The following is a 20,695-nucleotide window of genomic DNA, read 5'->3' on the forward strand; positions in this document are numbered from 1 at the left end:
AGATAAATCATCTATCCCGGCTTTGTATGCGTTAACCATGCATCGGGATGACACCCTAAACACCGAGCGTCACATAGAGATGCCTACAGAAGAGGCTGCGCTTTACAACAAAGCGGCTGGCAAGGAGGAGGTTGGCTTGGAGATGCGCAGCCAAATGGCGCGCATTGAAGCAAACAGTGATCATCAAGCGGTATCGCTGTGGCTTGTGGAGTATCGCGATAGCCCACAAACGCTTAAGAGCTATCGGCGGGAGGCAGAGCGACTGCTGCTGTGGCTGGGCAGTCAAGGGCTCGGCTTACAGGATATGAACCGCGAGGCATTACGCCAGTTTGAGGCGTTTCTGCAGGACCCACAGCCGCGTTCGCAGTGGGTGGGGCCGTCAAAACCGAGAGAGCATCCTGATTGGCGACCCTTTAGAAGCGGACTTTCACCCGCTAGCCGGCGGCAGAGCCTGATTATTCTGCAGGGGCTTTTCAGTTGGTTGGTCGAGGCGGGCTGGGTAGGGCACAACCCCTTTATGCTGATGCGCGACAAAGCGCGACGCCTTAATAATCAGTCGCAGACGATCGAACGGTATCTGGAGCAGCCACTGTGGCAGTGGTTTTGGCAGTGGCTGAACCAACCCCTGAGCAGTCATGATGAGCGCCACGTGTATGAAAGTGCCCGTCGACGTTTTATTTTCAGCTTTGCGTACCTGCTGGCTCCCCGTATAAGCGAAATGGCCAACGCTCAAATGGACGATTTTCACGAGCAGGAGGGGCGTTGGTGGTGGAGCGTGGTGGGTAAAGGCAGCAAGCAAGCGCGCATTCCAGTACCCGACGATATGCTGCTAGGGCTGAAAGCCTGGCGAAGCATATTGAGCTTGCAGCCTTTACCGGCGTACAGCGAGCCTATACCCGTGATTCGAGCGCTGGATAAGCGACGCGGAATTAGCGATAACCAGCTTTATCGGCTCATCAAGGAGACCTTTGCCAAGGCAGCGGATGCGCTAGAAGAGGAGGGTGGAAAGCCTGCCTATGTGGACGCCCTGCGCCGCGCAACGCCTCACTGGCTAAGACATACGGCGATAACGCATCAGGCCCAATCTGGCGTTAGCCTGCGCTACTTAGCCGAAAGCGCTCGCCATGCCAAGCTGGATACCACTAACCGTTACTTGCACACAGAAGCTGAAGAGTGGCATCAAGAGCAACAGCGTCATCGACTGAAAACACCCCCAAAAAGGGTGTCCGAAACGTTATAATGCCCAGTACAGTGACTCACCAACCCAAAGGATACGCCATGGCAACTTCAGGCGCAGAGCTAGCCCAACAGGAGCTGGTCGAAGAGTTTGAAATGTTTGATAACTGGATGGATCGCTATCAATACATTATCGATATGGGTAAGCAGCTGCCTGACTTTCCCGCTGAGCGGCTGACTGACGACTATAAGATCCAAGGGTGTCAGTCCAATGTCTGGATGTGCCACGAGGAGCAGGCCGGACGTTTGGTGTTTAAAGCGAAATCGGATGCCGCGATTGTGTCAGGCTTGATTGCTGTATTGCTGCGCATTTACAGCGAACGGACGGCAGAAGAAATCAACCAAACTGAGCCGCACTTTTTACAAGACCTGGGGCTGGATAAACACCTATCGCCTACCCGCAGCAATGGCTTACATGCCATGCTGGAGCGTATTTATCAGGTTGCTAAACAGGGGTAGTCAGCGTGGTAGGTAAGTAGTTCAGTAAGTAGATATAGATAGGTAGATAGACAGCTAGATTTAATGGTGGCAGGAGGAGCGGCAGCGTTCAGAAGGGGAGGCATCATCCTCTCGGCATAGCTGCTCGCTTCTACCTCCTGGCACTGGGTCCATGCCGCCAGGGTTGCCCGGGTGGCATTTAACAATGCGCTTAGCAGCCATCCATCCGCCTCTCAACGGGCCATGCACCTGAATAGCTTCGATGGTATAAGCAGAACAGCTAGGCCAAAACCGGCATCGCGGGCCTAGCAGCGGGCTGATGGTGTATTGGTACACACGTATGCAGCCCACCATGATGACGGTCAGCAGCTTGCGAAACCACTGCTTCACTGCCATCAGCCTAGGCTTCACGGCGTTTTCTTACCGTAAAGTGTGGTCGGGTCAATCAACGGCTCACTGGTAATAGTCGCCTTATCACGGCTCAGCGATACATAAAAACAGCTACGCCGTCCGGTATGACAAGCTGGGCCGGTTTGCTCTACCTGCAGCAAGAGCGTATCACCATCGCAGTCTAGCGCAGCGCTGACAAGCCGCTGCTGCTGGCCAGAGGTTTCGCCTTTACGCCATAACGCCTGGCGCGAACGAGAGAAATAGCAAACTCGCTGCGTAGTTAGGGTTTCTTCCAGCGCCTCACGATTCATCCACGCCATCATCAGCACTTCGCCGGTGTCGTGTTGCTGTGCAATCGCGGGAAGAAGCCCATCGGCATTAAAGCGTACGGCATCCAGTAGCACATTCAGCTCTGGCAGTGCATCATTGGTAGATGCCGACTCCAGTGCTTTAAATAGTGCCTTTGGGGCTAGTTGATCAAAAGAAGACATTACGCATTACTCGCTGGTCGGCACGCTTGGCACAGGCCCTGAAGCTCAATAGTTTGACGTTCAACGTTGAAGCCTTGGCGCTGTGCCAGAGCAGCAAGCTGGTCGCTAATTTCATCGAGATGCAGCTCTTCAACGTAACCGCAGTGACGACAGATTAAGAGCTGAAAACCGTGGGTATGCTCAGGGCAGGCGCAGGCCACATAAGCATTTTGTGACTCAATACGGTGCACCAAACCCTGCTCAATCAGAAATTCTAACGCGCGATAAACAGTAGGTGGGCGCGCCGCCGCATGCTCAGTTGAGAGCTGATCCAGCAGGTCATACGCCTTCAGCCCGCCGCCGTTTTCAGCGATAAGCTCTAACACACGGCGGCGTATCGGAGTAAACCGTACACCGCGCGTGTGGCACTGAGATTCTGCTTGCTGCAATAGCGCATTCGCTTCAGTCATTAGATTACTCGTTGAACGTCTCGCGTGTAGTCTACGCTGTTGCCGAAGGGGTGTCAGGCGTCTCGGTCAGCTCACTCTTGCGCGCAAAGTGATGCTGGGCAAAGGCAACGCGTTTCGCCACCGGGACGTTGTCAGGTTGACGCTCAATCAAATCAAGCCGACGCCGCAGCCCCTCACCATTGGTCATTTGGATCGCCAAGCCGGGGCGGGCGTTTAGCTCCAGCAGCATAGGGCCATGCTTGCGATCCAGCACCATGTCGGTACCCAGATAGCCCAGCCCCGTCATTTCATAGCAACCAGCCGCCAGGTGGAGCAGCGTTTCCCATTGGGGGACGACAAGGCTAGCCAAATCATGGCCGGTATCCGGATGGCTGTAGCATGGGCGATCGAATTGAACACCACGGAGCGCCGCCCCAGTAGCGATGTTTAAGCCAACCCCTACAGCGCCTTGGTGAAGGTTGGCCTTACCATCCGATGCCGCCGTAGAAAGACGCATCATAGCCATCACGGGGTAGCCCTTGAAGACGATAACGCGAATGTCAGGAACGCCCTCGTAGGTGTACTCCAGCAGGCTTTCATCGAAATTAATCAGCGTTTCAATGACCGCCACATCGGGAGAGCCACCTAACGAATAAAGGCCGGATAGAAGATTTGAGACGTGCCGCTCAATATCTTCCATTGTTAGGCTAGCACCACTAGGTTTGTAGAAAAGGCCGTTTTCGACCTTTTCAATCACAAGAATACCCTTACCGCCACTCCCTTTCGCCGGTTTGACAACAAAGCCTTGATGGCCTTCAAGCATGTCACTCATATGCTTGACGCCAAACTGTGTGGTCACCGTACCAATAAGTTCTGGCGTGGTAATACCGTATTGCTGAGCGAGCAGCTTCGTTTTGAGCTTATCGTCCACCAGCGGGTATAACCGACGGGCATTGTACCGACCAATGTAGCGGATATTACGTCGGTTCATGCCCACAATGCCTTTATCCCGAAGGCGGGTTGGCCAGGTCCAATTCTTTAACCAGCTCATGAAGGCTTCTCATCTTCAGTAATGGGTTTGAAACGGCGAAGTTCCAGCAGGCGGTAGCCTGTGTAGTTACCCAGTAACAGAATAAAGGCCATCAAAATAAGCTGCACACCCAGGAAGTTGAAGGTGATATGACGCACCCACGGGTTATTCATCGCGAGGAACGCCAGCACCGCCGTAAGTAGGCTACCACCGCCCTGGATCAATACCTGTTTCGGGCCTTCCTCTTCCCATAGAATCGACATCCGCTCGATGGTCCAGGCCAAGATGATCATCGGGAAGAAAGTGACGGTTAAGCCGGCGCTTAGACCCATGCGGTAGGCCAGTACGGTAAAGATCGAGATGATGGCGATAACCGTAATAATGACCGCCGAGACCCTCGCCACTAAGAGCAAATTGAGGTACGAGAGGTAGTTACGGATAATTAAGCCAACCGCCACGATGAGCAGGAAGCCAATCAAACCGGTGAGTAGGGTGGTTTGAATAAACGCCAGGGCAATAAGGACGGGCATAAAGGTACCCGACGTTTTCACACCAACGAGCACTCGCAGGAACACAACCACCAGTGCACCGATGGGGATCAGCAGAATCGTCTGAAACAGTGCCTGCTCTTCTAACGGCAAGCTATGAATCGAGAAATTCAGCAGCGTGTCGTCGGAGTAGTGATTGCGCACGGCAGCAGAAGCGGGCTGATAGTGAGTCAGCATCGAGAAGGAGACGCGTGAGTTAGTACCACCTTGTACCTCTAACACCGCGCGACTACCCGTTTCCCAAAGCAGCAAGTTTTCAGGCTGCCCTTGTTCGCCGGTAGCAGGGTTGAATAGCGCCCACTGCTCTGCTGTTTGATCAAATACCTGAATCCAACTGCTCAGCGTTTGGCGGCGGCGACCATCTTCCAGCAGCAATCCGCTGACTTCTCTAGCTTGCACGCCTGCTTGATTGAGCAAGCGCACGATGAGGGGCGACGGCTGCATTTGCGTCAGCAGCAGGCGCGCATTTTCACCTTGCCGCTCGCCGTTAATATCTAGAATCAGCTCGCGGGCAAACGTCGCGTTATTGGCGCTGCGGTCCCACGCGCGATCGATAAGCTGGTTGGCAGCGGTATCGTAAGGGCTATCCCAGGGAGTAACCGATGGGATGGCTGGCGGCGTTTGCACTGGCGAGCGTGAGTCAGGCGATACTAACATTTGAACCGAGTAGTAAAGCTGCTGGCTGCCCGCCGCATCACGGATAGTCCACTGCGCCTGACGGCCCAGCTCATCGGCTTGGTAAGCTAATCCATAGCCTGAAGACGCGGTGTTTTCGGTGAGTACCCGAAAACCTGCCTGATGAGAAGGCAGCGCTAAATCCACTTGTACCGGGCCATTTTGGGCATTGAAGTTAATAACGGCTTCAATTTCCCATACTTGGCGCTGCTCGCCGGGGAACCAGGGGATCTCAAACTGCAAATGACGATGCACGCTGGCGACGATGCCCACCAGCAGCAGCAATCCAACGATAAAATAAAACGGCAACCGTGACATGGTGATTCCTTTCAGCGTAAAGCGGCAGGGGAGTTGGTATTACTCTTCGGTATCGTCTTGATCGGCCGCTTCATCATCAGCCGCTTCTTCAGAGGGCGCGCCACCCGGAAACTCAGGGCGTTCATGCAAGTAGGTTTCAGCGACGTCAATGGTGGCAATATCGAGCATAAAACGACGGCCAAGTAACACCGGGTAATCCAGGTGAGTACGGTCGTTAAGCGTAAACTCAACATTTTCACGAATGGGGCCTAACGTCATGAGCAGTGAAATGACTGGACGTGACTCTTCACCAGACGCCTGGACAATTTTCACACGACGCTCAATGGGCGCTTCGATCCACTCGTCGCGGACTTGGTCGACAACCACGTCATCTTCATTGAGTGCTAGTTTAAAACGCACCCAGTCCTCACCGTCGCGCTCAAAGCGAGTGATGTCAGCAGCCGATAAGGAGGACGTGTTAGCTCCTGAATCAACACGCGCTTTTAGGTAAGTGCCAATGCTGGGCAAGCCAACCCATTCGCTACGGCCAAGCAGCGTTTTATTATCTACCGCTGTTTCCACGCGACACTCTTCGCGAACAATAACGGGCTCCTCGCTACGGGCTTCTAAGCTTGCCACTTCTTGACGCAAGTGACGCAGTAGGCTGCCCACCTCACGGACATCGGCGGTCAGTGCCTGTTGCTGGCTAAGCTGCTGCTCATTAAACACAGTGGAGGCTTCGCACTGCTGAGACAGAGCCGTCTCAAGCTCAAGGATGCGACTATTAAATGACGCCTCGCTTAACGGCGGCGGCTCATTTGACTCTGGCTGTGTCACTGCGCAGCCTGCAAACGACATCGACAAACCGGCCATTAGCCATAAAACACCTGAGCGCATAACGAGGGATATCCTTGGACAATAAGAGCACGAATGATAAGGAGAAGGGAGACCGCTTGTCCAACATGGCAGCGGTTTTTCATCTGTTTAGATTGTTTGATTTAACATAATATATATTATGCGAACCCGAAGAATAGATAGGCGCTAGTAGGCGCTTTTTTTGTGCCTGCTGTTTGTCCTCATTTCTTCCTTAATGTCGGCTCAGATAATGGCACCTTTTATACAGCATTTTACCCCCCATGCGCCCCCTCCCGTTTGCACAACGGGTTGATGATTTTTATTAATCGTAGGGAGCCAATAACGTGAAAAAATACCATGTAGCAATTGAGCTAGAAACGCCTTGGGGTTGGGCTTACGTGACGCAAGCGCAGGCGGTGGAGCTTTTAGGGGTGCATCCTAAAACCGCGTACCGTTGGGCCACGGGTCAGCAGCGTATCAGCCCAGAACGGGCCAAGCTGCTCGCTATCCTATCGGGTCAGGTGGTGCCTTTCCCACGCTGGGAAGGTTTCAGGTTCATCATTCAGGAAGGGCCAAAGCCCAATAAAGCCCGCTATGCGGCGATGGTGGCCCCGGATGGCCGTCGCTGGGTGCCTGATGATCTTAGGCGTTTTCATCCGGTTAGCGGTGCCTTTTAACGTCTAGTATTGCGCGCCGTCGATCATGGCGGCGTGCTAGTGGCCGTACTGTTTCCGCTGTAGCTCTCCCATAATTTCCAGGCGGTTTACCCGGCTTGTTAGCCGCATCATATAAAGGCCCATCATTAGTAAGCCTAGATTGCCACCCGCGTTGATGGCTTCAATTAGTTGTGTACCTTCCATTTAAAAAGCCCCAATAATCTCCGCTACGATCTCAGGCGGCAAAAAGCTGCCCGTGAAAAAACCCAATAGGCCCGTAATGGCGAAGGCCGCGCCGCGTGTCTGCTTTGGTGATAGCTTCATTAAAATGCCCCTGATGTTCCGATTTGTTCTAACATGCGCTGCCGATTCTCGTAGGCTTGAAAGTCCTTGACGGCTTTCAGTGCTAATAGCTCGGTTTGCTCTGCGCTCATGCCTTCCGTCACTAAGTCGGTGGTGAATTGCCCCGCTATCATGTTGACCAGTTGGCCAATGCTGGTACGCGGGAAGAGTTTTAGAACGTCTGGCGTCACGGGTCGGCCTGCGGTCTGTATGTACCCATCGTAGGCTTTCTGGCCGCGCTGCCCGATCTGCCAGACCACATACGCACCGCCGCCCACCAGGGCCAGCAGCGCTAAACGGTCTACGTTCATGCCATTGATACCCCTTGCCGCAGTTGCGCCACGCTGTACGGCTGTTGGCCGTTCTCGTGCTTAATAATCGCCGCTGCCAGCGCTACCGCCGTGCCGGGGTCGAACGTGTTAAGCGGTGCATCGGCACCAATGCCCGTTTGTGCGGCTACGCTGTTGACGTATGCGCTGGTGTTGTTTTCAAAGCTCGGTGCCCAGCGGTCGATAATGCCCCGGATGGTATTCAGCCCGTGGCGGCTCTGGTACGTGTTGAGTACCCGCGTTAGCGCCCGGATGCCATACGCAGGCGACACAAAGCGCATAAAGCGGCCATCGGTCGGCGGGTCGTCCAGCCCTTGCCACTGCGTGCCCGTGTATTCAATGTTGCCGGGGTTGTTGTTGCGGATGCCTCGCGGCTGCCGTGTCGTCATATCCCAAGATTCCCAAATTGGTGTGGTGTCCGGCATGGCCCAATCTTTGAGCCACCCCAACTCTAGGCCGCTGCCCTCTCCCACCGCGCCCGGTTTATAGGGAATGCCCAGCCCCTTAACGGTGTCGGCTACGGTATCGGCGGCTTGCCCCAGGTACTTGCCTAGCTGCATATCGGGGGCAATGCCGCCCTTTTTTTGGCTGGCGAGGTAGCCCAGGCCCGCCAGCGTGGCGAGTAGTAGTAAGCCGCGCTGATTCATCGTTACACCTTGATAAAGGCGTTGAACTCTAGGCCGCCAAACTCATTTGAAGGCACGTTAGGCAACGCATAATAGTCTGCTGCCTCAATGCTGACGGCCTGAATTTTGGAGCCATCCACATAATAAAACCTCGCCTCTTTGCCATGAGACGGCTTTATCAGCCCGTCTAACACTTGCTGCTCATCGAAAACGGTGAACCCCTGACTATCTCGCATTTCGAGCTTGCCGTTTACATTCGAGGTTAAAACGAACTCTTGCCCGGCCACGCTTAAAAACTCGGCATAAGCCAGCTTTTCGCCCGTTATTTCCACCTCCGACCATTCGCCAACGTCTACCTTGACGCTCTTACCCGTTGCAGGGTCGTTTAGGCTTGTTCTATAAACCCCGGCAATTACTTGTTGGTCATTGCTATCAAAACTGACAAAGCCGCCTGCTGTATGCTCTTCATGCTCTAAGCCTTCAAATACGTTTGATAGCTCTACGCTACCCCCGACCATTTTTGCCACGGTCAGCATATTGTTAGGCGTATCGGGCACGGTGTCCCGTTTGTGAACTATGGCGACGTATTCGCCATTATTTGAAAAGGTAAGCGCTATCGCCTGTTGCAAAGGCATGTCATGGATTTTTGCCCATGTAGCTGTTTCGTAAATTTCAATCCCTACCCCATACGAAACAGCGAGCTTATCCCCGGTTTTGTTAAATGCGCAGGCGTCCCCCTGCGTTAGCGTTATCTCTTGCTCTAAGGCTCTGGTTTCAACATTGACAATATGAACCCCGTTATCACCCGACACGGCTAACAACGTTTCATCATCACTAAACGCCAACGCTCTAGCTGATTCAAAATCTCCAAGCGGTACGCTTGTTAATTCGTCAATGCTTCCCGTGTTTAAGTCGATTAGCTCTAAGGCTCCCGTTGTGCGCCCACCTAACGCGGCGTATTGGCCGCTTTTCGAGACTGCAAGCACGCTGCCATTACCAAAGCTAAACGTTTTTAATACCTGGCTGTCGCCAATTTTGGAGCCTCTTTTAGCAAAAACCCCCCTTAGACCGGGTGCCTCATTCGCGTCTAACTTTTGGCCGCTTGCTCTTACATAGCCCCTTTTGGCTTCAAAGGGCATATAGACCAGTGCCCCGGCTGGCACGCTGGCCCCTGCTGGTACGATGCTAGCCATTTAAACCACCTCCGCGACGTGTAGCACGTCGCCCGCTTCGCCGCCCACCGCCACAGGCCCGGTTACCCCCAGACTGAACACGTCGCCCGGTTGTAGCGGGATTCCCGCCACCGTGACGGCTTGGCCGTTATTGGCCCCGGCCCGCATTACCAGCTCTTGCCGCGCTGCGTTGGCGGGCACCGTGTCGCCTGCGGCGATCTCGCCCACTTCCTGAATGGTGCCCGCTGGGTTGAGCGTCACGGCCCCCACGGTGCGGCTACTCTCAAACTCACCGCTGCCGATAATCATCGTTACCCGGCGCGTTACATCGTCGGTATTCTGCACCCGTAGCACTTGAAACGAGCGCACCCGCGCCCCTTCACCTTCGCGCACTGTGAAGGCGTCGCCCGCGTCGGTATTTACTTTTACGGTGCCGCCTTCGGCGTCGATCACGCGAAAGTAATTGCCTACCGTGTTTACGTCGATCTGTTCGCCGCCTGCCAGCGTCAACCGATGATCTCTTAAAGCTCCGTTCATGCTATCCCCTTGCGGCCCATGCCATGCCGATTAAGCCCAACGCCACGGCACCCGATACCCAAGCCAGTGTGCGCAGCCCTTCGCCTTCGCTGCCGATCTGTGCGCGCTCGGTGTACCCGCTGACAAAATCCATTGCCTGCTGTGTGCCCGTTTCGCCAGCGGCTTGCGCTTCCCGTGCCAGCCCTACCACGCCCGCCAGTGCGTCGCCTGCAAAGTCCAGGCTGTCGCGGTTGGCTCGGTCGGTAAATTCCAGGCTATCGCGGTTGCTCTCTGCCAAGGTCGCCGCCACGCCGTCAGCCATCGCTAATGACTCCGCGTTCATACGGTCGGCAAAGTCCATGCTGTCACGGTTGGCGGTGGTTAAGCTCTGCGTGACCTGCTCGGCCAGCGTCATGCTGTCCCGGTTTACCCGGTCGGCAAAGTCCAGGCTGTCGCGGTTGGTGTCTTGTGCAAAATAAAGCGCGTCATCACTGGCCTTTAGCGCGTCGCCTATTACGTCCTCGGCAAAGTCCAGGCTGTCGCGGTTGGTATCTTCCACGATGCGCAGCGAATCGCTGTTAATGCCGTCTGCCCAGTCCAGGGTATCCCGCTGCGTGTCCTGCATACCGCGTAGCGCTTCGCGGGTTGCACCGTCTACGCTGTAGAACGCCTCTTTTGCCATGTCCCAGCCGAAACCGAGCGCGTCGCGGTTGGCCCCTTCGGCAAAGTCCAAACTGTCGCGGTTGGCCCCTTCGGCAAAGTCCAGGCTGTCGCGGTTGGCCCCCTCGGCAAAGTCCAGGCTATCGGCGTTAATGAAGCTGGTTTCTCGCATGAGGTCGCGTAGCGCGTTGCTGTTGTCTCGCGACTGGTCAGCGCTGGACCGTGATATTTCTTCAATGCCACGTCCTAGCGTTTGCGCGATGTTATCCAGCGCTACCGCGTCGGCCTGCTCTACGTTGATAACGTTATTTGTGCCGTAGGCGACCGCCTCGCCCTGCTGGCTGGTGTTGCTGGTGTTGTAGTTGCGAGACGTGCTACTTGATGAGCTACCCCCCATAAATAAAAACCCTCTCTTTTTCGGTGAAGCCCAGCCCCTCTAACATGCGGCCCAAGGCTGGCCGCTTGGTGTGGAAGCGTACCGACCACCCGCGCCCGGTTGCCATGTCGCACAGCTCGGCCACTTTTTCGCGTGCCCCGGCCCCGGCCCCGGCCACGATCACCAGCTCTTGCCCTACTGCGCTGGCTTCCAGGCGTAGCACGATGCGGGAACCATCGGCATAGCGCAGTAGCGAAGCCGCGCCGCTGGCGACTTGCGCCTTGATCTCCTCGGCGTCGTCGCCCATAGCTGCCGCCAAAATGGCGGCATCTTCTGGGGTCATTTCCGCCATAGGTACACCACCAGGGCCACCGCGCCGACAATAGCGGCTAGGTGAAAGGCGCTGATGCCTTCGCTTTTGCGCACACGGGAACCGCTGGCGTAGTAGTCGCCAACGGTCAGCGACCCCATGCCATCGGACGAGCCGCCTTCCCCGCTTGTGCTTGGCCCTGCATGGCCCCCGCTGATGGGCATGGGCATCATGCGCGATAGTGGTTGAGCTACCATCCCGGCCCCCTTATTTCAGAATCAGGTAGGCCGCAACGGCTAAGCCGCCCACGATCAGCCATGCACTAGGCTTGCCCTGATTTAGCCCCGCCGTGAATTGGGGCAAGTAGCTTGTATCAACAATGGGTTGGCCGTTGCTGGTCACGGCATCGCGGGTAGCGCTTTGCCCATAGGCACCGTTCGCCGCGCCTGCCTTGACCTTTTCTAGCTCTACCCACGCGCCAAGCCCGTTGTCGAGAATGTCGAAAAATCCGTTCACTGTTTGGCCTCCACCCGTGCCCCCTTGCGTGCTGTTCAGGGGGTTCCAGGCATCCAAAAAACTGGTGTCAACTGCTGCCATTTGGCCCCCTTAGATACCTGCAAAGGTGTCGATGTACTCCACCAGAACAGTGACGGCCCCGGCGGTTGCCAAGTCCAGGCGGAAACGCTGATCTTGTACCCGGTTGGGGTTGGTGGTCAGCGTTTGGAAAATGTCACCCTCTTGGGTGAAGTCGACCGACAAGATTTTGCTTTGCGGTGTGCGGCCCGACTCCTTCTGCATGTAGCGCAATAATGTCGCTTCGCCCTCTACCACTTTGCGGCTGTTCTGCTCTACTTCCACGTGGTTAATATCGTCAGCTTCCTTAATAAAATGGATAGCCTGAATACGTGGGCCCTTCGGTATGTTGTCGATCTCATACGCGCCGCTGGTGGCACTTGAGTAGCTAAAGCGCTTCACCTTGGTCATTTGCCCCAGGCGTTTGGGGTCAGACTGCACCGCCTTGGCCTTGATCTTGGGGTCTGCCGCGTCGGGGTGAATGTCGATTTCAAGCTGTAGCGTCTGAATACGGCCTTCACCCGCTGCGTTACCCGTGCCCAACGCGGTTACGCGCTGATGCTCTAAGCTCTGCATTTCGGGGCGCACGAACCACAGGGTTAAAAACCCGGCTTGGTCGTGTCGGCCATAGTATTTATTTAGGCTTGCCAGCTCGGCACCGTCGCTAAACTCCATCACGGGTTTGCCGTCGATTAAGAGCTTAATGTTCTGCATCTGTGAGCGTTCAATGCCTGAATAGTCGAGCGTCAGCTTGTCGTAAGTACGGCCAACGGGCATGTTCAGCGTGGCAGTACCACCAGCGGCCACGTTGGACAGTGACGGCATACGGACAGTCATTCGCATGGTCTACTCCCCTTACTTGCCAGCGCTGATGATTTTAGCGGGCGTGGTCAGGCCCACTTTTCGCATCGCGTACACGCTGCCGCCCACGATCACGGCGGTAGCGATGCCGCTAACCACGATTGACCAATCAATGTTGCGTTCGATGTCGCGCCAAATTCGCATTTCTTTATCCTTTAAACGTAAAAACCCGGCGTAAGTGCCGGGTCTAACGGTGGTGGCCGCTTCGCTCAAACGTCTAGCGGTTTTCGCTCAGTTCGGTTAAAACGCGGCGGTTTCCCTTGAATTGCAGGCGGTGAAAGGCGATCTCCGCGCCTTGCTTGCGGATATAGTCGAGGTTCTGCACCGCGCCTAGCCGTGCCTCGCTCACTGCCGCTAGCCGTGCCATACGCGGTAGGTCGGTGGCTTCCTGTCGGCCTATCCAAAACTCTGCGGCCTGCGTGTAGACCGTTTTGCTAATCTCGGTGCCCCGTTGTGACGCCATCGTTAGCCCGCCGTTGTACTTGCGCGCCCTGCGGATTAGCTCGCCAAATTTAGGCGACGCTTTGCCCGAACTAGGCGACACGTCGGCCAACTCCTCTATTAAGATTTCGGTTGGCGTTCGGCCATCCAAGGCGACAAACACCAGTGAACACCACCATTCAAAGGTTTTAATGTCGTTGGCCCCGGCCCACATAAGGCGAAACGGTCGCCCTGATTTGAGCGCCTTTGCCACCGCCCCGGCGTATGCCGCCCGCGTTTCAAAGTGGTGGCCGGGGTGATCTTCGTCGGTATCCCAGCCTAATAGCCTGATGCCCTTGTCTGGTATCAGCGCCCGGATAAGCTGCGATTTACCGGCCCCGGTGGCCCCCAAAACTAGCCTATGGCGGTTTTTCAGGCTGGTATCAGGGTTGCAGGCCATCCGCGCCCCCTTCGCTCTCTTTCTGCTTTGCCTTCGCTTGTTTTTCCTGCTCGGCTTCTTCTTCCCGTTTCGCCTTGTACGCGCCCACCATCACGCCACCCATCCACAAGCCCGCGGCTAAGTAATGCACGTAGGGCTTTAGCCACTCTGGCAACTCCCCGGCGAAGTCTTGCGCTACGGGCATCATGGCCGCTTCACCTTGCGCACGGCTTTCGGCGTCCAGCTTGTGACCTGGCTTGATTAGCTCGGCGGCCATTTCAACGCCTTGCACGGCCATTTTTGCCAGCGCTTGAACCTGCTGTTCATCCTGTTCAGCGCTTGACCAGTCACCTTCTGCGGCCTGCTCTTGCTGCTCGTAGCCCTCCTCGCGTTGGGCTTCTTCGGCCATCGCTTCCACCAGTTCGGCGGCGTCTTGGGTTTGCGCTACTGCGTCAACGGTCATAAATCCTCTTACTTTGTCGATAAGAATACGCCCAGGCCCAACGCGCCCAGGAGCAAAACGCCCAGGCCACGGCCCGTGCTTGGTTGGTGTGTCGGTTTGGTCGGTTGCGGTGTCGCTTCGGGTTCCGCTTCCGTTGGGTCAAACTCGGCAGGGGTCGAGCGCTCTAGCTCGCTTGCCACGTTGCCCGGTCGGGTCGGTTCGGCCCCGGTATTCCAAGCGGTGTCGCGCCACAGCTTTTCCTGAATCTTGGCCCCGGTCGGTTGGTTTAGACCGCATTCGCTGCACTGCCAGTAAAGCCGCGCCCCGCGCCGCTTGGTCTGGCGTACTTCGGCCCCTTCGGTGTTGCAGGTTGGGCACTGCACCGTGCCTAGTGTTGGGTTACTCATCTTTTGGCTTTCCGTTTCTTTCATATAATTCATGCAACGGATTATTTGTTTTATCTTCCTCGTTCTCCCTTTTTATGCGCTCCCTAGCTTCATCGGTTAGCCCCTTTTGTAGGATTTCTATCCAGGGGTGTTCGCACCCTTTCTCTGATCGCTCAATCTCCCGGCGTGCTAGCTCGCTGGTGATCTCAGCGGCCAACAGCGCGGCGGCTTTGATCTCCCCGGCGGCTACCATCGGATGCAGGCCCGCCACCCGGTAGGCCTTTTGGTTTAGCTGTGCGCGTCGTTGCGCTAGTTCTTCGTTGGTCATGCGGTTAGTGCCCTTGGGTCTATGTCGTTGGGTGATAGCTCGCCCTTGGCAAGCATCGCTATAAGTAGGTGTTGCCCTTCTTCAATCCGGGCTTTTCGTTCGGCTTCTTCACGCTCGTTTTCTTCACGCATCACGCGGCTGGTTTCGGCCTTCGATACGTCGATGCGTACTTGCTCACGCAGCGCGGCCACGGTGGCCGGGTCGGCTGCTGGGTAGGTGTGGCGGAAAATGGCGGTCATGTTGTCGTTCCAGCGCTTCAACCGCTCCAACTGGTCAGGGTTTCGTGCACCCTGCGTACAGTTATTTACACGAGTCCAAGCGACGGCGGAGCCGTCGAAGGTCAAAGACTCCAGGTCAAAAGCGGCATCCTTCGGCGTCTGTTCCACATGCCAGAAATGCTGCTGGGTCATGCACTCAGTACCGTTGACCACCACGCCGATAATGCTTTGCTTAACGTCGCCATAAGCGCCCACCTGCAATTCGTCAGCAGAACGCAGGCGCTCGATAGTCCACGGCTTTACTGGCTGGTCATCGCGTCGGGTCATCGGCCCGCCCATGATGCGCAGGAACTCGGCCCACTCGCCCGCATCGCAGGCGCGCCACAGCTTGCCCATAAGCTCCACAGTGGCCGGGTCAGGGTCATAGCTCTCCATCCACTCCAGAAGGTCGGTGGCTTCGCGTATCTTGCGCGTTTGCCGCCATACCGTGACGCTAGGCAGCCCGTAGAACTGAAACTGTCGGATACCCCAACACGCGGCCCATGCTTCAATGCGTGGCGCGCTGGTCTTTAAATCGTGGCCGTAGGTGTCCAGGTGGTCGCCCGTGACGTGGCCCCGGACGCTCTGCGCGCCGTTGATGTTTTTGGTGACGTACTTCAACACGTACCCGGCGGCACTGCCCTTGGCGGGGTCGATCAGCTTGGCGTCGAACCTTACGCTTTCATCGTTGGCGACTTCGCCGGGGGAGTCTTCTAGCGCATAGCTGCGAATTGCGCCCAATACTGCAGCTACGTTTTGCGGCTCACACCACAGCAGCAAATGCCAGTGCGGGCACCCATCGTGGTGTGGCTCTACTACCCGGATGCCATACACGCCCAGGCCGCGACGGCCCAGGAAGGCCCGCGCCTTGCTCCACAGGTTTTGGAGGTAGGCTTGCGCCTCGCGGGGGTCAGCATGGCCCCCTTGCTCCCATTTGCGGTTGACCCGCGCCGTGCCACGGTGGACGGCATGAAAGCGGCTAGGCGTGGTGATGGTCAGGAATAGGCCCACATGCCCCAGGCGTACCGCTTCGCGCTCGGTGTCGGCAATGCGCAGCATTAGCTCAGCGCGGCGGTTTTCCGGGTTTGCCAGCCCAAGCTCTGCCAGCTCGGCAAGGGTATAGCTCTGGTCTAGCTCATTGATGGCTAACACCGCTTCCAGCATCGCCGCGTTGCGTAGCTTCTGGCGGCTACGGCGGGCCATGCCTTCATGGCTAACGTATATCCCGGCCCGATCATGCACACGGCCTAACACCCGCTGCCGCTGCTCACGGCGGCGGCTGGTCAGGCGGCGAAGCTGGCGACGCCACCAAACAGGACAGGCCAGCCGTTTAAGCTGACCCGTTTCGTTTTCGTCTGGGGCTTCCAGGTGGTGCGCTTGGGCGCGGTGTATCGCCAGTGCGAGCGCCTTGGCGTGATCTAACTCAGCAGCGTCTAACGCCACCGCCCGCGCTTGGGCGTTGGCGTGGTCGGTCAGCGCTTCGTCATCATCGTGGCAGTGCCACGGCCCGCACTTTAGCAGGCCATCGGCAAGGGCTTGGCGTTCAACGGCGGCGGCGTAGCTAGTCATGCCTGCAACTTCCGTAGGCGTTCGCCGGCGGCTTGAACTTCTAGCAGCGCTTGGCCGATTTCGTCGGCCCGGTCGAAGTCGCCAGCATGAAGGGCGTGATAAAACGCCTGCTTGCAGTCATGTTCGGCCTCTTTCAAGTGGCAAGACACCAGCGCTATGCGAGCGGTGCCGCTTGAAAACCGCAACTCATTAGCAGCGGTGGTAAAAGAATCAAAAGCGGTTTCATTGTGCTTGGCATCCATGTTTGTTCCCCATCGCTTCCCGCGCTGGCTGGAAAGGCCGGGGGATCAATCCCAGCCCGGAGCGGTAGCCCCTTTCCAGCGACGGACAACAACATGGTATTCACTCCAGGAGTGTATATTCAATCCTGCCGGATAGTCGCTCCCCGGTTGCATAGTGGTCTATCATGCTTTGGAACGTCACGTCCCAGGGATTTAGACCAATGAACACAAAAGAGCTATTGACAGCGCTGAAAGCCGCACATGGTGGGGCTTCCGACTATAGAGCCGCCCAACTTTTAGAGGTTAAGCCCCAAACGGTTTATAGGTGGGTAAAAGGCGAGGCTTATATGTCTGATGACGTGGGGTTAAGGGCTGCTGAATTGCTAAATTTAGACCCCTGTAAAGTGCTAATTGATCTGCATATTGAGCGTGAGAAGGGGAACGCCACGTCCCATATTTGGCGTGACATTGGAAGGCGTTTAGAGATGGCTGCAATGCCCGTGGTTGTGGGCTTGGTGGGGTATGGCGTAGGGGCTTATTTAGCTAACCCGTTGATCTAACTCTTTATACATTATGCGAACCCATCTGATGAGGACTTTATAATGAAACCTACTGTGTTGCATAACTTTCTCCTACAATAACTATACGCCTGATAAATCACATATAGGAATTTTCAATGAAGACCATGCGACGCCGTTTTGGAGTTCTTCCTCTCCTCTCTACCCTCTTCCTGCTTGCAGGCTGTGCCAACGTCAGTGTGGAAGAGTATGCCAACACGACCCCTAAGCTTGATATAGCAGACTACTTTGTTGGCCAAACACGAGCCTGGGGCATGGTACAGGACTACTCAGGCGAAGTGCAGCGTCGTTTTACTGTGGACATTACAGGCACCTATGAAGGCGACACGCTGACGTTAGATGAAGCCTTTGTATTTGCCGATGGCGAAACGGATCAACGTGTATGGAAATTTGAACGCGTTGACGAACACCACTGGATCGGTACTGCGAATGACGTCGAAGGTCAGGTGGATGCTCGGCAATATGGTCACGCCTTTCATATGCGCTATCCGCTAGATATTGAAGTTAGCGGTCGCACCTTGAGCTTCACAATGGATGACTGGATGTACCTTCAGCCAGATGGTCGGCTCATCAACCGCACTGAAATGCGTAAATTTGGTCTCGCCCTGGGAGAAATTACGCTGGTGTTCGAACAGGTCGACCGCTAAAAGTCGCGTCGAACGCTCTGCCAGCATCAAAAAAGCAGCCTAGCTAAATGCTAGGCTGCTTTGACGCGATGGCAAAACATGAAGCTTAAAAACTATGCTGCTTAAATATGTAAAGCTTAGTCTTCAGCCGGCGCGTAGGAGCCATCATCACGGTGCACTTCGTTACCCGTAATAGGCGGAGTGAACACGCAGGCTAAATGCATGGTCTTGTGGGCACGCAACAGGTGCTCGTCGTGCTGATCCAAAATGTAGATATCGCCTGGCTTGATGGGCCAAATTTTGCCATCGGCCAGCGTTTCCACTTCGCCTTCCCCTTCGATGCAGTAAACTGACTCGTAGTGGTGCTTGTAGTGGATGTGCGTCTCGGTGCCCTCAAAGATGCGCGTAATGTGGAACGAGAAGTTTCCGCCATCGTTGGCCAGCACGAGTCGCGTGCTATCCCAGTTGCCATTTTCAGCAGTGACGAGACGGTCGGTTTGACGAGCTTCTTCAATATTACGAACGATCATAAAACGTGCTCCGTTGCATGGCAGCCATACCTGACTGCCTATTCCTGTAAGGGACGAAATGGCGTGTGGCCACTTAGCCTAACGCTAAACTAGCCGTTAATAACAGATTTAACTGACGCTTCAAGAATATCCAGCGCTTCTAACAGGTCTGCGTCAGGAATCGTCAGCGGGCATAAGCACTTCACTACTTCACCATCTTGACCGCTGGTTTCAATAATCAGACCGTGTTCAAACGCTGTACTGGTGATCTTATCGGCAATATCGCCATTAACGACGTCAATACCGCGCATCAGGCCTCGGCCGCGCTCGGTAGCAGGCATGCCATTTTCAGTTAGCATGGCGGCTAGCTTTTGAAAACGCTCTTCAACAATACGCGCCTTACGCTGCACATCACGTGCAAAGGTGTCATTCGACCAATATTTTTTCAGCGCGGCCGTCGCCGTCACCATGGCTAAGTTGAAGCCCCGGAACGTACCGTTGTACTGACCGGGTTTCCACTTATCAAGCTCTGGACGCATCAGCACATGAGCAAACGGTAGGCCAAACCCTGAAAGTGATTTCGAGTTCGTGACAATGTCTGGCGTAATTCCCGCATGCTCAAAGCTAAAGAATTTACCCGTACGGCCACAACCTGCCTGAATATCATCAATAATCAGTAGGATATCGTGAGCATGACAGATGCTCTCCAAGCGCTTGAGCCAATCAAGCCCTGCAACGTTAATACCGCCCTCGCCTTGCACGGTTTCAACGATGACGCCTGCCGGGATGTCCAGGCCGCCTGATTTGTCATTTAGCAGCTTTTCAAAGTAGTCCAGCGTATCAGCGTGCTCACCCATATAACCATCAAACGGCAGGAAGCTTGCGCCTTGAGTCGGGATCCCGCCGGTTGCTTCGCGGAATTTACGGTTACCGGTAGTGGCTAGCGCCCCCATGGTCACACCGTGGAAGCCGTTGGTGAAGGTCACAATGTTATGGCGACCTTTAGCAACACGGGCCAAACGGATGGCCGCTTCCACTGCATTTGTGCCGGTTGGGCCAGGCAGGTGAACTTTATAATCAAGCCCACGGGGCTTCAGGATGACATTTTCGAGTGTTTCTAAGTAGTCGCGTTTTGCGCTTGTCCACATATCCAAGCCATGAACCACTCCATCGCTGGAGAGATAATCAATCATGGCTTGTTTGAGATGAGGGTTATTGTGACCGTAATTCAGCGTGCCTGCGCCGGCTAAAAAATCAATATATTCACGGCCATTCTCATCGGTCAGGCGTGCATTCTGTGCCTTGGCAAAGACAACAGGAAACGAGCGTGAATAGGTACGAACATTAGATTCCATGCGTTCGAGTGTTTGGGTCTGCATTTGCGACCTCCTTATCAGTTATGTGAGCCAAGCGAAAAAAACAGCTAAGTCAACACGAACGGGAAAACGGTTTAATCAACCAAACTCCGTGTGACGAACCGATGGTTAAATATGGTCAGTCTGGAATGGTCCAATACGCACTAAGTTTTCCGGGTCGTGCTCTCCACCCAGCTGTTCGGTAGAAAAGTATTCCCGGCTGTTCAAGGGCGCCTGCCAACGTGCTGCTAAGCGCCGGAACAACCCCCACGATGCCTGGTTATCAGGAGTAATCGTAGTTTCTAGATGATGGACGTCGTCTAATTCTGGGCGCGACATAATCGCTTCTACCAGACGACGTGCCAGGCCTGTACCCCGGGCTTTTTCACCTACTGCCACCTGCCATAAGAAATACGTATCCGGGGCGTTATCTTTCACATAACCGGATACAAAGCCCACTATCTCGCCCTCTTCGTTTGTCGCCACAGCGCAGGTGTCGCGAAACTGGGTGGCCAGCAACAGATAAGCGTAGGCTGAATTTACATCGAGCGGCGGGCACGCCTTTATAAGCTCGTAAATACCCCAGCCGTCGTCGGCATTAGGCTTACGAATAAAAAGCGGCATGTCTGCATGGCCTACGACTGCATCAGCAACAGTAGGACGTGCCAGCTCGGCTGACGGTGTAAACGGCTTGATAGGCGTACTCATGGTTATGCTTCGCTGTAGCGAATTTGAGTTTCATTATAACAGCTGATT

The 20,695-nt window shown here is 55.4% G+C and carries 31 protein-coding genes; 5 read left to right on the top strand and 26 right to left on the bottom strand.

Features of this window, described 5'->3' with window-relative positions:
- Nucleotides 1-142: 142 nt before the first annotated feature.
- Together R0J87_RS13465 and R0J87_RS13470 are read left to right on the top strand one after the other, a co-directional pair.
- Nucleotides 143-1,240, top strand: a complete 1,098-nt coding sequence (locus R0J87_RS13465) for a tyrosine-type recombinase/integrase (RefSeq protein WP_498886832.1) — start codon at nucleotides 143-145, stop codon at nucleotides 1,238-1,240.
- A 38-nt stretch (nucleotides 1,241-1,278) separates the two neighbouring features.
- Nucleotides 1,279-1,695 carry a SufE family protein gene (locus R0J87_RS13470; protein ID WP_498886749.1) on the top strand — a complete coding sequence of 139 codons (417 nt, stop codon included), beginning with the start codon at nucleotides 1,279-1,281 and terminating at the stop codon, nucleotides 1,693-1,695.
- A gap of 60 nt (nucleotides 1,696-1,755) precedes the next feature.
- Here R0J87_RS13470 and yidD read toward each other — a convergent pair whose 3' ends face one another.
- The 6 genes from yidD to R0J87_RS13500 are packed head-to-tail and all read right to left on the bottom strand — an operon-like array spanning nucleotide 1,756 to nucleotide 6,430.
- Nucleotides 1,756-2,070 carry a membrane protein insertion efficiency factor YidD gene (yidD, locus tag R0J87_RS13475; protein ID WP_498886833.1) on the bottom strand — a complete coding sequence of 105 codons (315 nt, stop codon included), beginning with the start codon at nucleotides 2,068-2,070 and terminating at the stop codon, nucleotides 1,756-1,758.
- A gap of 11 nt (nucleotides 2,071-2,081) precedes the next feature.
- On the bottom strand, nucleotides 2,082-2,555 hold the full coding sequence (gene hisI / locus R0J87_RS13480; RefSeq protein ID WP_404345885.1) for a phosphoribosyl-AMP cyclohydrolase: 474 nt from the start codon (nucleotides 2,553-2,555) through the stop codon (nucleotides 2,082-2,084).
- Nucleotides 2,555-3,004, bottom strand: a complete 450-nt coding sequence (locus tag R0J87_RS13485; protein WP_404345887.1) for a transcriptional repressor — start codon at nucleotides 3,002-3,004, stop codon at nucleotides 2,555-2,557. The genes hisI and R0J87_RS13485 overlap by 1 nt, the downstream gene beginning before the upstream one ends.
- A 31-nt stretch (nucleotides 3,005-3,035) precedes the next feature.
- Nucleotides 3,036-4,034, bottom strand: a complete 999-nt coding sequence (locus tag R0J87_RS13490) for an alpha-L-glutamate ligase-like protein (protein WP_404345889.1) — start codon at nucleotides 4,032-4,034, stop codon at nucleotides 3,036-3,038.
- A complete protein-coding gene (locus R0J87_RS13495; RefSeq protein ID WP_498886751.1) occupies nucleotides 4,031-5,554 on the bottom strand; it encodes an inactive transglutaminase family protein in 1,524 nt (507 codons plus the stop codon). Before R0J87_RS13495 ends, R0J87_RS13490 begins: the two co-directional genes overlap by 4 nt.
- A 39-nt stretch (nucleotides 5,555-5,593) precedes the next feature.
- Nucleotides 5,594-6,430: an ATP-dependent zinc protease family protein gene (locus R0J87_RS13500; protein WP_404466318.1), complete on the bottom strand. Its 837-nt coding sequence runs from the start codon at nucleotides 6,428-6,430 to the stop codon at nucleotides 5,594-5,596.
- Between the two features lie 302 nt (nucleotides 6,431-6,732).
- Here R0J87_RS13500 and R0J87_RS13505 point away from each other — a divergent pair, with 302 nt between their 5' ends.
- A complete protein-coding gene (locus R0J87_RS13505) occupies nucleotides 6,733-7,065 on the top strand; it encodes a helix-turn-helix domain-containing protein (RefSeq protein ID WP_498886754.1) in 333 nt (110 codons plus the stop codon).
- Between the two features lie 36 nt (nucleotides 7,066-7,101).
- On the opposite strand, the gene R0J87_RS13510 is transcribed toward R0J87_RS13505, so the two are convergent.
- From R0J87_RS13510 to R0J87_RS13590, 17 genes are all read right to left on the bottom strand, one after another.
- Nucleotides 7,102-7,248, bottom strand: coding sequence for a hypothetical protein (locus tag R0J87_RS13510; protein ID WP_498886755.1), 147 nt, complete (start codon nucleotides 7,246-7,248; stop codon nucleotides 7,102-7,104).
- Between the two features lie 119 nt (nucleotides 7,249-7,367).
- On the bottom strand, nucleotides 7,368-7,697 hold the full coding sequence (locus tag R0J87_RS13515; RefSeq protein WP_498886757.1) for a hypothetical protein: 330 nt from the start codon (nucleotides 7,695-7,697) through the stop codon (nucleotides 7,368-7,370).
- Nucleotides 7,694-8,362, bottom strand: coding sequence for a hypothetical protein (locus tag R0J87_RS13520; protein ID WP_498886759.1), 669 nt, complete (start codon nucleotides 8,360-8,362; stop codon nucleotides 7,694-7,696). Before R0J87_RS13520 ends, R0J87_RS13515 begins: the two co-directional genes overlap by 4 nt.
- 2 nt (nucleotides 8,363-8,364) lie before the next feature.
- Complete coding sequence (locus R0J87_RS13525; RefSeq protein WP_498886761.1) at nucleotides 8,365-9,534, bottom strand: WD40 repeat domain-containing protein; 1,170 nt, start codon at nucleotides 9,532-9,534, stop codon at nucleotides 8,365-8,367.
- Nucleotides 9,535-10,050, bottom strand: a complete 516-nt coding sequence (locus R0J87_RS13530) for a hypothetical protein (protein ID WP_498886763.1) — start codon at nucleotides 10,048-10,050, stop codon at nucleotides 9,535-9,537.
- Between the two features lies 1 nt (nucleotide 10,051).
- Complete coding sequence (locus tag R0J87_RS13535; protein ID WP_498886765.1) at nucleotides 10,052-11,086, bottom strand: hypothetical protein; 1,035 nt, start codon at nucleotides 11,084-11,086, stop codon at nucleotides 10,052-10,054.
- Entirely contained in the window at nucleotides 11,076-11,417 is a 342-nt protein-coding gene (locus R0J87_RS13540; protein ID WP_498886766.1) for a hypothetical protein, read from the bottom strand. Before R0J87_RS13540 ends, R0J87_RS13535 begins: the two co-directional genes overlap by 11 nt.
- Complete coding sequence (locus R0J87_RS13545; RefSeq protein ID WP_498886768.1) at nucleotides 11,405-11,632, bottom strand: hypothetical protein; 228 nt, start codon at nucleotides 11,630-11,632, stop codon at nucleotides 11,405-11,407. Before R0J87_RS13545 ends, R0J87_RS13540 begins: the two co-directional genes overlap by 13 nt.
- 10 nt (nucleotides 11,633-11,642) lie before the next feature.
- The gene (locus R0J87_RS13550; RefSeq protein ID WP_498886770.1) at nucleotides 11,643-11,972 is read right to left on the bottom strand and encodes a hypothetical protein; all 330 of its coding nucleotides are present in this window, start codon (nucleotides 11,970-11,972) and stop codon (nucleotides 11,643-11,645) included.
- 9 nt (nucleotides 11,973-11,981) lie between these two features.
- Nucleotides 11,982-12,791 (bottom strand): major capsid protein P2, encoded by an 810-nt coding sequence (locus tag R0J87_RS13555; RefSeq protein WP_498886772.1) that lies wholly within the window; start codon nucleotides 12,789-12,791, stop codon nucleotides 11,982-11,984.
- A 12-nt stretch (nucleotides 12,792-12,803) separates the two neighbouring features.
- Nucleotides 12,804-12,953: a hypothetical protein gene (locus R0J87_RS13560; protein WP_498886774.1), complete on the bottom strand. Its 150-nt coding sequence runs from the start codon at nucleotides 12,951-12,953 to the stop codon at nucleotides 12,804-12,806.
- 73 nt (nucleotides 12,954-13,026) lie between these two features.
- Entirely contained in the window at nucleotides 13,027-13,689 is a 663-nt protein-coding gene (locus tag R0J87_RS13565; RefSeq protein WP_498886776.1) for a hypothetical protein, read from the bottom strand.
- Nucleotides 13,673-14,131, bottom strand: coding sequence for a hypothetical protein (locus R0J87_RS13570; protein WP_498886778.1), 459 nt, complete (start codon nucleotides 14,129-14,131; stop codon nucleotides 13,673-13,675). The genes R0J87_RS13565 and R0J87_RS13570 overlap by 17 nt, the downstream gene beginning before the upstream one ends.
- 8 nt (nucleotides 14,132-14,139) lie before the next feature.
- Complete coding sequence (locus R0J87_RS13575) at nucleotides 14,140-14,517, bottom strand: hypothetical protein (RefSeq protein WP_498886779.1); 378 nt, start codon at nucleotides 14,515-14,517, stop codon at nucleotides 14,140-14,142.
- Nucleotides 14,510-14,824 carry a hypothetical protein gene (locus R0J87_RS13580; protein WP_498886781.1) on the bottom strand — a complete coding sequence of 105 codons (315 nt, stop codon included), beginning with the start codon at nucleotides 14,822-14,824 and terminating at the stop codon, nucleotides 14,510-14,512. Before R0J87_RS13580 ends, R0J87_RS13575 begins: the two co-directional genes overlap by 8 nt.
- On the bottom strand, nucleotides 14,821-16,650 hold the full coding sequence (locus R0J87_RS13585; RefSeq protein ID WP_498886783.1) for a replication endonuclease: 1,830 nt from the start codon (nucleotides 16,648-16,650) through the stop codon (nucleotides 14,821-14,823). Before R0J87_RS13585 ends, R0J87_RS13580 begins: the two co-directional genes overlap by 4 nt.
- Nucleotides 16,647-16,892, bottom strand: a complete 246-nt coding sequence (locus R0J87_RS13590; protein ID WP_498886785.1) for a hypothetical protein — start codon at nucleotides 16,890-16,892, stop codon at nucleotides 16,647-16,649. The genes R0J87_RS13585 and R0J87_RS13590 overlap by 4 nt, the downstream gene beginning before the upstream one ends.
- Before the next feature lie 326 nt (nucleotides 16,893-17,218).
- Here R0J87_RS13590 and R0J87_RS13595 point away from each other — a divergent pair, with 326 nt between their 5' ends.
- Together R0J87_RS13595 and R0J87_RS13600 are read left to right on the top strand one after the other, a co-directional pair.
- Nucleotides 17,219-17,431, top strand: coding sequence for a hypothetical protein (locus R0J87_RS13595; protein WP_498886787.1), 213 nt, complete (start codon nucleotides 17,219-17,221; stop codon nucleotides 17,429-17,431).
- A gap of 116 nt (nucleotides 17,432-17,547) precedes the next feature.
- Complete coding sequence (locus tag R0J87_RS13600) at nucleotides 17,548-18,096, top strand: DUF3833 domain-containing protein (protein ID WP_498886789.1); 549 nt, start codon at nucleotides 17,548-17,550, stop codon at nucleotides 18,094-18,096.
- Between the two features lie 116 nt (nucleotides 18,097-18,212).
- Here R0J87_RS13600 and R0J87_RS13605 read toward each other — a convergent pair whose 3' ends face one another.
- The 3 genes from R0J87_RS13605 to ectA all read right to left on the bottom strand — a co-directional run bounded on the left by R0J87_RS13605 (nucleotide 18,213) and on the right by ectA (nucleotide 20,647).
- Nucleotides 18,213-18,605 (bottom strand): ectoine synthase, encoded by a 393-nt coding sequence (locus R0J87_RS13605; protein WP_188638720.1) that lies wholly within the window; start codon nucleotides 18,603-18,605, stop codon nucleotides 18,213-18,215.
- Nucleotides 18,606-18,694: 89 nt separating this feature from the next.
- Nucleotides 18,695-19,963, bottom strand: a complete 1,269-nt coding sequence (ectB, locus tag R0J87_RS13610; protein ID WP_498886791.1) for a diaminobutyrate--2-oxoglutarate transaminase — start codon at nucleotides 19,961-19,963, stop codon at nucleotides 18,695-18,697.
- Between the two features lie 105 nt (nucleotides 19,964-20,068).
- Nucleotides 20,069-20,647: a diaminobutyrate acetyltransferase gene (gene ectA, locus R0J87_RS13615; protein WP_404345897.1), complete on the bottom strand. Its 579-nt coding sequence runs from the start codon at nucleotides 20,645-20,647 to the stop codon at nucleotides 20,069-20,071.
- Nucleotides 20,648-20,695: the final 48 nt, after the last annotated feature.

Origin of the sequence: Halomonas sp. SIMBA_159 (assembly GCF_046536035.1) — a bacterium.
Lineage (GTDB): Bacteria > Pseudomonadota > Gammaproteobacteria > Pseudomonadales > Halomonadaceae > Vreelandella > Vreelandella venusta_A.